Source organism: Trichocoleus sp. DQ-U1 (assembly GCF_039961925.1).
Classification (GTDB): Bacteria; Cyanobacteriota; Cyanobacteriia; order Cyanobacteriales; family FACHB-T130; genus FACHB-T130.
Map to the genome: position 1 here is coordinate 1 of NZ_JAMPKB010000145.1, position 6,328 is coordinate 6,328.

The 6,328-nt window shown below is 45.7% G+C and carries 8 protein-coding genes and 1 pseudogene; 8 read left to right on the top strand and 1 reads right to left on the bottom strand.

Features of this window, described 5'->3' with window-relative positions:
• From NDI34_RS27415 to NDI34_RS27430, 4 genes and pseudogenes are all read left to right on the top strand, one after another.
• Positions 1 to 96: pseudogene (locus NDI34_RS27415) on the top strand (IS5/IS1182 family transposase); the annotation flags it as partial.
• Between the two features lie 152 nt (positions 97 to 248).
• Positions 249 to 590 (top strand): AraC family transcriptional regulator, encoded by a 342-nt coding sequence (locus tag NDI34_RS27420; RefSeq protein ID WP_348234406.1) that lies wholly within the window; start codon positions 249 to 251, stop codon positions 588 to 590.
• A 121-nt stretch (positions 591 to 711) separates the two neighbouring features.
• Positions 712 to 1,197, top strand: a complete 486-nt coding sequence (gene petD, locus NDI34_RS27425; RefSeq protein ID WP_348234407.1) for a cytochrome b6-f complex subunit IV — start codon at positions 712 to 714, stop codon at positions 1,195 to 1,197.
• Between the two features lie 245 nt (positions 1,198 to 1,442).
• Positions 1,443 to 2,216 carry an EcsC family protein gene (locus NDI34_RS27430; protein WP_190528518.1) on the top strand — a complete coding sequence of 258 codons (774 nt, stop codon included), beginning with the start codon at positions 1,443 to 1,445 and terminating at the stop codon, positions 2,214 to 2,216.
• Between the two features lie 114 nt (positions 2,217 to 2,330).
• Here the strand turns inward: NDI34_RS27430 and NDI34_RS27435 are convergent, their stop codons facing one another.
• Positions 2,331 to 3,032: a Crp/Fnr family transcriptional regulator gene (locus NDI34_RS27435; protein WP_348234408.1), complete on the bottom strand. Its 702-nt coding sequence runs from the start codon at positions 3,030 to 3,032 to the stop codon at positions 2,331 to 2,333.
• 320 nt (positions 3,033 to 3,352) lie between these two features.
• On the opposite strand from NDI34_RS27435, the gene NDI34_RS27440 reads away from it, so the two are divergent.
• The 4 genes from NDI34_RS27440 (at position 3,353) to NDI34_RS27455 (ending at position 6,276) form a co-directional block, all read left to right on the top strand.
• On the top strand, positions 3,353 to 4,087 hold the full coding sequence (locus NDI34_RS27440; RefSeq protein WP_348234409.1) for a glutathione peroxidase: 735 nt from the start codon (positions 3,353 to 3,355) through the stop codon (positions 4,085 to 4,087).
• A gap of 245 nt (positions 4,088 to 4,332) precedes the next feature.
• Positions 4,333 to 5,475 carry a class I SAM-dependent methyltransferase gene (locus NDI34_RS27445; protein WP_348234410.1) on the top strand — a complete coding sequence of 381 codons (1,143 nt, stop codon included), beginning with the start codon at positions 4,333 to 4,335 and terminating at the stop codon, positions 5,473 to 5,475.
• Between the two features lie 237 nt (positions 5,476 to 5,712).
• Positions 5,713 to 5,997, top strand: a complete 285-nt coding sequence (locus NDI34_RS27450; protein ID WP_348234411.1) for a hypothetical protein — start codon at positions 5,713 to 5,715, stop codon at positions 5,995 to 5,997.
• 75 nt (positions 5,998 to 6,072) lie between these two features.
• Positions 6,073 to 6,276 carry a hypothetical protein gene (locus NDI34_RS27455; RefSeq protein ID WP_348234412.1) on the top strand — a complete coding sequence of 68 codons (204 nt, stop codon included), beginning with the start codon at positions 6,073 to 6,075 and terminating at the stop codon, positions 6,274 to 6,276.
• Positions 6,277 to 6,328 lie beyond the last annotated feature (52 nt).

Consider the following 6,328-nt stretch of genomic DNA (forward strand, 5'->3'; position numbering starts at 1 on the left):
TTTTCGGGACGCTATCGCAATCGTAGAAAGCGGTTTGGCTTACGCTTCAACTTGATTGCGGGACTGTTGAACTACGAACTGGCACATACTCACTGATTCATGCAGGAGGTCTACTGATTCAGCAAATTGGGTTGTCACTGAAGACTGAACTTGAATCAAGTGGAGTAGATAGTCGTCTGTATGCTGAGTCTATGGCAACTGCTCTCTCGGCTCATTTGCTACAGCGATACTCTGTCAAGAGATCGCTCATGTCAGACTACACCGGGGGATTACCTCTTCACAAGTTAAGAGAAGCGATCGCTTACATCAACGACTATTTAGATCAAGACTTGATGTTGGCTGAAATTGCCGCCACCGTTCAGATGAGTCCACATTACTTTGCCAGCTTGTTCAAACAATCTACCGGATTTGCACCGCATCAATATGTAACCAAATGTCGGATTGAGAAAGCTAAATTGCTGCTAGCTAGGCAAGAGTTGACAATTGCAGAAATACTTCAGCAAGTAGGTTTTAAGAGTCAGAGCCACTTTACCAGAGTTTTTCGTCAATATACTACAACTACGCCAAAAGCCTATAGGGACGCTCTCTAAGATTTTTGGAAGATTAGAACATTTTCAGAAGAATAGGCAAGACAGCAATATCAAGCGATCGCTAAACTGAACAGCCATAAGCAAATAACTCGCTTTACATGGCAGCAGTGGAGTTTGTGATATGACAGGAATCAAGAAGAAGCCCGATCTGAGCGATCCAAAACTGCGGGCAAAGCTAGCTCAAGGGATGGGTCATAACTACTATGGAGAACCTGCTTGGCCTAACGATCTGCTTTATATTTTTCCAGTGGTGATTTTAGGAACCATTGCATTGTGTGTAGGGCTGGCAGTTCTCGATCCAGCGATGGTAGGAGAACCGGCAAATCCTTTTGCGACTCCTCAAGAGATTTTGCCAGAGTGGTACCTCTATCCGACGTTTCAAATATTTCGCGTTGTTCCTAACAAACTATTGGGAGTTGTACTCAATGCTTCGATTCCCTTAGGATTAATCGCGATTCCTTTCATCGAAAACGTTAACAAGTTCCAAAACCCATTCCGTCGCCCAGTTTCCACCGTTGTTTTCTTACTGGGTACCTTAGTTACACTCTGGCTGGGAATTGGTGCTACTTTACCAATTGACAAATCCCTGACTTTGGGTTTGTTCTAAAGTTGCTGAAGCGTGGCAGTTATTTCAAAGCGATCGCCTCCAGCACCGAAATCTAGCAGAGAAAGCGCGATCGCTTATTGTTCTAAACTTCCAAAGACTGGTATCTGTAAAAAACTGAGCGATGAGACTGAGTACTGAATTTCAGACTTTTAGAAGATTCAATCACTATCAGAGGATAGAGGCTACGGAGTCTTTGCTTTTTGTAAAGTAGGTGTCAGTCTAAAGTTTAAAAGTTACCAAAATCTATGGTAGTACCAGGCAAAGAAGGTTCAGGCACAGACCCAATGAGTGAAGCGATCGCTACAGCAATTCAGTTTGCTAAATTGGCTTCTGATACATTGCAGTCTACTGCTGAAAACGTTACTAGCACGACTACTGCCGTAGGAGAAACGGTTGGATCTGCGGCTGTGCGCTTCGTGGAGCAGGGAACGGAAAACGTCGGCAAAATCGTCACCCCAATCGCTGAAAATCCAGTCGTGAAGTTTGCTGCCAAGGTTCCAGGCATCAATTGGCTAACGACTGCATTGGGTCAAGTTGATGCCCAAAAAGCTCAGAATGAGGTAAACAAGCTCCGACAGGAATATCCTCTAGAAAGCTCTGAGCAGTTGGCTCACCGAATTATTGTTGACACTTCCCTGAAAGGCGGGGGAATTGGATTACTCACTAACTTCGTGCCTCCGATAGCGCTCACTCTGTTTGCAGTCGATGTGGCAGCGGTTACAGCGCTTCAAGCAGAGATGATCTACCGCATTGCGGCTGCATACGGTTTTTCGTTAGAAGATCCAACTCGACGAGGCGAAGTCCTAGCCATTTTCGGTTTGTCTGTTGGCGGTTCTGGAGTCCTGAAAGTTGGACTAGGCTTTATCGAACTCTTGCCTGTAATCGGTGCTGTCGTTGGAGCGTCGAATAACGCCGCATTGCTTTACTCGCTGGGATCTGTCGCCTGTCGATTCTACGAAGTGAAAAGAAAGTTCAAAGCTCAAGCTGAGGGGAATGGTGTTGGGAGTGTTGCTAGCTAGCTTCTAAAAGCGCTTGTTTGGTAAAGGAGAAAAGGTTTCATGACTCTCTTGGTTGGGCGATCGCAAAATAGCTACCAACTTCAGCCTAGACAAACTTTACTACCAGCGTATTCCTTAGCAGTTAATGGTGCCAGAAGCGATCGCCTCCAATTTCTGTGCATCAAGCACCGTAATTTTTCCACCCCGACTGTAAGCCATAACCGGCTTCAAATTTTTAAATAGTCGCACGCACTCCTCATAGGTAATACCAATACTGCGAGCCATTTGATAATAAGAAAGCTTCTCCTTCAAACACTGACCTTCCGCCGCTGGAGAGGTACCATATCGAGTTGCAGAATACTGAATCAATCTAGCTAAGCGCACAATTGCCCGCTCAGAAACCAATCCATGCACCGTTTCATGGAGTTGTTGCAGCCTAGAATTGAAAACCATCAGCATTCGTAAGGCAATTTCCGGGGTTTGCTGAATCGCTTCTAGCAGCGCATCTCTTTTTACCGTCAGAATCTGAGAATCACACTCAGCAGTGACGGTTGCTGGAGCAATTCCATCACCCAATAAGGCGGGAGCCGCAAAGATTTCCCCTGGTGGCAAAGTACGGAGAATCGTTTCCTTGCCGGTTATTGCCGTTTTAACGACTTGTAAGGAACCGCTCAGGAGAGCATATAGCTTTGCAGGAAGGCGATCGCCTTCCTGCATGACAATCTCTGTTTGGCTGTAGTGCTGCACCTGCGTGTGGGGTTGTAAACGCTCTAATTCTGGCAAAGTTAAATCTACAAAAACCAAAATCCGAGAAAGCTGTTCGACCGTTGCCTGCATTTTTTCTGAGCTTCGAGAAGACGATAAGACGACAAGAAAATCATGGGAGCATCCCACCTAATGTATGCGCCCACACCCTTCAGGGCGAGGCTGGCGCGTGCAAAGGTTGCCGGGAGCAGCCTGAAGAATTTTAGCCTGCCGGGAGCAGGCTTCGTTTATGTAGCGCCACGCTTCAGAGTCAGGTTTCCCAGTTTTATCCAATTTTTCTCTAGCCGTGAAAGCGAGTTAAAAAAGTTTTTGCCTTGACAAAATGTAGTCATAATGAGTACGCTTAATAGAAGTTCATCATTCAGATCGCTTGTAGTCAAGGAGTGAAATTCATGTTTCCCAATCGAGAAGGACAAAAAGTTCCCAACGTCACCTTCCGTACTCGCCATGACAACGAGTGGGTGAATGTGACGACTAACGACTTATTTGCTGGGAAGACAGTGGTTGTTTTCTCGCTACCGGGTGCTTTTACTCCGACGTGTTCATCAACCCATCTCCCTGGCTACAACGAGTTGGCTAAGGTCTTTCATGAAAATGGCGTTGATGACATTCTCTGTATTTCCGTCAATGATGCCTTTGTGATGAATGAATGGGCTAAATCCCAAGAAGCAGAGAATCTAACTCTGCTACCCGATGGAAATGGTGAATTCACCGAAGGCATGGGAATGCTGGTTGATAAAGCTGAGTTAGGGTTTGGGAAGCGGTCGTGGCGTTATTCCATGCTGGTGAAGGATGGCACGATTGAAAAGATGTTTATTGAGCCAGTTGTGGAGGGAGACCCCTTTGAGGTGTCTGATGCCCAGACAATGCTCAACTATATCAATCCTGAGGCAGCAAAGCCTCAGATCGTTTCCCTGTTCACAAAAGTAGGTTGTCCTTTCTGCTCTCGTGCAAAGGTGATGCTGAAGGAGCATGGGTTGGATTACGAAGAAATTGTCTTAGGCAAAGAAATTACTACTCGCTCTTTACGGGCTGTCACAGGCGGAACAACGGTTCCCCAAGTATTTATTGATGGCAAGTTGATTGGGGGTTCTGAGAAGCTAGAAGCTTACCTCAGTGCTAGATAGAAGAAGGCAAAAAACAGCCAGTCACCTCAAGTAAGCGATTCTGTCCTTAACTGAGTCCTTAACTGAGGAAAGAGCGATCGCTTCTAGATTTTGTCCTAGGCGCGATCGCTCTCGCATTTATGTTGGTTAGCGATCGCTTCGGGAAGAGTAACGTGATGTGAATGCGAGGGTTTACCTACACCAAAACCCCTGAAAGCTAACGATAACTTGTTAGAGTAAACAATAAGGGGTTAGGAAATTAGGATATGGATACACAATTCCAACACCGGATGTTACCTCAAGCGACCCATGACGAGTTAGCACGCCAAAACTTTGTCAATAGCTTAAAAGGCTACCTGACCAGTCAGATTACCCCAGGAAATAAAGCAATTTACGAGAAGCGGCTTAAACCGCAGTTTGAGCAGGAGCATCAGCGATCGCCTCAAGATCGGCATGAAGTTCGCCGTCTGATGCAGCACGAACCCTATTACCGAATGTGGGGTGCATTGCGGCGTACCACTCAAGAAATGATGTGGGATTCAGTCAATACTAGCGTCGATCGGCAGCTTGCCGATTTAATTGAGCAGGCGCGGGACAAGGATAGCCCTTTGGGTTCTTTAACCTTAAATGCAGATTTAAAAATACCCGCCTATCACACCGCAGTCGATATTCACTGTATGCCGGGTGGATACCACAGCGAATATACCGAAAACGACATCGCAGCAGGGGCTGTCTACGATCGCGGTGTTTACGTTTATGTAATGGGTCGTCTAGGGCCAATGAATGACGACTTAGGGCAGTCTGTGGTTCGCAATTACTTACAGCCGCAGCATCCCAACTTCCGTCCTCGAAAAATTCTCGACATCGGATGTTCCGTCGGTCACAGCACGCTTCCTTATGTGGATGCTTACCCAGAAGCTGAAGTTTATGCGATTGATGTAGCGGCACCGATGCTGCGGTACGCTCATGCAAGAGCGGAGGCTTTGGGTAAGCGAGTACACTTCTCGCAGCAGAATGGTGAGTCTACAGATTTCCCCGATGAGTCGTTCGATCTGATCGTCTCCCATATTTTGTTGCACGAAGCATCGCCACCAGCGATCGCGAATATTCTGCGCGAATGCTATCGACTATTAGCACCGGGTGGACTGATGGTTCATGTGGAAGCTCCCCTTTATCAAAACATGGAACCCTACAGCGCCTTCATGTTTGATTGGGAAACGCAAAATAACAACGAACCTTGGTGGAGTGCCATGCGCGATCTAGACTTGGTAGCGCTGACTAGCCAAGCTGGTTTCGAAGCAGATAAAATTACCCCAACTGTTGCTGCTACAGGTGGCTGGAAAGGCACATCCCAAGGAGGCGGTTTTGGCAGTCGGGGCAATTGGTTTCTATTGGTTGCCAGTAAATAAGTCACCAGTCATTAGCGATCGGCCATCAGTGATGAGTGAGTAACGACTGACTAAAGACTCGTTATGAGACTTCTGGTAAAAATCATCGACTGGTTGATTTGATTGGGTAAAAAAGAAGGAAAAAATAGTTACTTTAACCTTTCCCCGACTTCTATAAAAAGTCTATTTCCAGCATTTTTTACCCATTTGTCAAAAACGACGAAATACAAATAAAGTTATTCAAGAGAATTTGTAGTAATGGCAAAAAAAGCTAAGGGAAAAAAACCTATTTATTTTGAAAATCCCGAAAGCGACAAGTTACTGGCAATGGTTTTGGCGCTAACTGGGGAAGTCTCTGTTCTACACGAACGTCTCGATACAGTTGAACGGTTGGCTCAAACAAAAGGTGTGATTTCGATTGAAGAAATTGAGAATTACCAGCCAAGTGAGCAGGTAGAACAAGAGAGAGAACAGTGGCGACAAGCCTATCTCGAGAGAATTCTACGGGTTGTCAAAGAGGAACTGGATACATTAACTGAATAAGCAGAATATAAAAGTCACAAATCCTAAATTTATAGATTGAGATTGAGCAGATTTAAACTTGTTCCAGGTATCTTGATGATGAAACGTTGGTTGAGGGTTGTATTTGGCACTAGCCTACTGGTGGCGCTGCCGCTAGGAGCGATCGTTTCTGCTCAAAGTGTCATTAACAAAGCCACTTGCACCTACAATGGCAAGCCACTTTACGGCAAAATAAAAATTAGACCTCTTGCAAAAGTCGTCGCTGGGGTAATATGGGGTCTAAAATTAGACGATTGCTAGCTGCCAGTCATAAGTTTTACTCATCTTACCTTTGACTGAGCCGAAGTTCATA

Coding starts and splice junctions, on each gene's coding strand:
- NDI34_RS27450 (WP_348234411.1), top strand. CDS start 5,713: ATGGCAAAAAAAGCTAAGGGAAAAAAACCTATTTATTTTGAAAATCCC.
- NDI34_RS27455 (WP_348234412.1), top strand. CDS start 6,073: ATGATGAAACGTTGGTTGAGGGTTGTATTTGGCACTAGCCTACTGGTG.
- petD (WP_348234407.1), top strand. CDS start 712: ATGACAGGAATCAAGAAGAAGCCCGATCTGAGCGATCCAAAACTGCGG.
- NDI34_RS27430 (WP_190528518.1), top strand. CDS start 1,443: ATGGTAGTACCAGGCAAAGAAGGTTCAGGCACAGACCCAATGAGTGAA.
- NDI34_RS27445 (WP_348234410.1), top strand. CDS start 4,333: ATGGATACACAATTCCAACACCGGATGTTACCTCAAGCGACCCATGAC.
- NDI34_RS27420 (WP_348234406.1), top strand. CDS start 249: ATGTCAGACTACACCGGGGGATTACCTCTTCACAAGTTAAGAGAAGCG.
- NDI34_RS27440 (WP_348234409.1), top strand. CDS start 3,353: ATGTTTCCCAATCGAGAAGGACAAAAAGTTCCCAACGTCACCTTCCGT.
- NDI34_RS27435 (WP_348234408.1), bottom strand. CDS start 3,032: ATGCAGGCAACGGTCGAACAGCTTTCTCGGATTTTGGTTTTTGTAGAT.